A 1,434-nucleotide genomic window follows, 5' to 3' on the forward strand; every position below is an offset into this window, starting at 1 on the left:
ATTCCGGGTGTCGGCACCGTTTTCGCCGCCATTGATGCCATCGGCGACCTGCTCACCCTGATCGACGGTGACCAGAATGACTTCCTGACCTGGGTCAGCTTTGGCGTCAACGTCGTCGGCCTGATCTCCTTTCCCGGTGTCGGCCCGGCACGGCTGGCGGTGCGCACCACGCTTTCAGCGGTCAGGCGCAATGGTCTACCCGCCATTTCGACGGCCATGCTCAGTGCATTGGAAGAGAACCTTAACGACAAAACTCGCGGCGCCCTGGAGGATTTTGCCAACGCCATCCAAGCGCGTCTCAGCGAACTGCTCACAAAAATCGCCGCAGAAATCAGAAAAGCCTGCGCCGCTTTCGCCCGCATGCTCAGAAGCATTGCCAGTGAGCAAGGCCAGCAGGCGCTGGCCAACAAAGCCAAGATCGGCTCTTTTTTCTTCGGCCCGGTGGTGGGCATAGCCGCCCAGTTCGTGGTCGATGACAGGCTGTTGTCCAAAGCCGTTTGCCAGAAAATGCTCACCGTCGCCAGTGCCGCCGACAGAATCGGTCTGGCGGTAGCACAGAAAGTTCAGGGGCTAGCGGATCCGAAAAAAATCGGCAGTATCGGCAACCTGATTATGGAACTGGTCAGCGCATTGGCCACTCGCAAGCGCCGCGGCGCTCAAACGGCCAATGCCTCCAGTCACCAGAACAATCGAGCTCAAGCGACTCAAGGCCAAGGCCCACTGGTCAGTCAGTCAACTCAACGCAGAACCACCAATGATCCAAATCGTTGTAAGAACTGTAGACCTAGCGTCCCTGTAGGCACTCGCCACAGCATCAGCTTCGCCACCGGCAGTGAAACGCTCGAACATACCGATTTCTCCTTACCCGGTCCCTTCCCCATCGAGTGGACGCGAACCTACCGTTCCAGCCTTGCTGCATTTGATCAGGGAAGCCTTGGCGCACGCTGGATCACGCCGTTCTCGATTCGCATTGATCAAGATGAGAACGGCCTGAGCTACCACGGCTATGACGGGCGCAGCCAGCGTTACCCTGACCCCCAGATCAGCAAGCACCACTACGACCCGATCGAAGGGGTGCTGCTGGTTCGCACCACGCCCAACACGTTGGTGGTCGTACGCGGCCACGACAGCCAGGAGACGTTTCAAAAGCAAGGTGATCGATATCTGCTCAGCGGCATGACCTTGCGTGGCGGTGCCCGCATCGCCCTGCATTACGAACACCAACATGCGGGCCGAGCCGTACTTTCAGATCTGCTCACCTATCAGGATGACACTCAGCACCAGCACATTCAGACCCAACTCGACGAACACGGCCGCATCAATGCCCTGTGGCTGATGCATGAAGGCCAGCCCCATCGCCAACTGGCCGGCTACGACTACGACGAGCACGGGGACCTGAACGCCGCGCGCGACGAACACGCCGCGCAGTGGGAC

Annotated in this window: 1 protein-coding gene; it reads left to right on the forward strand. The window is 59.3% G+C overall.

Features of this window, described 5'->3' with window-relative positions; all coding sequences use genetic code 11:
* A partial coding sequence (locus ACE04F_RS21270; protein ID WP_486109771.1) for a DUF6531 domain-containing protein occupies positions 1 to 1,434 on the forward strand: 1,434 nt, incomplete at both ends.

The organism is Pseudomonas sp. AGC41 (genome assembly GCF_057334555.1).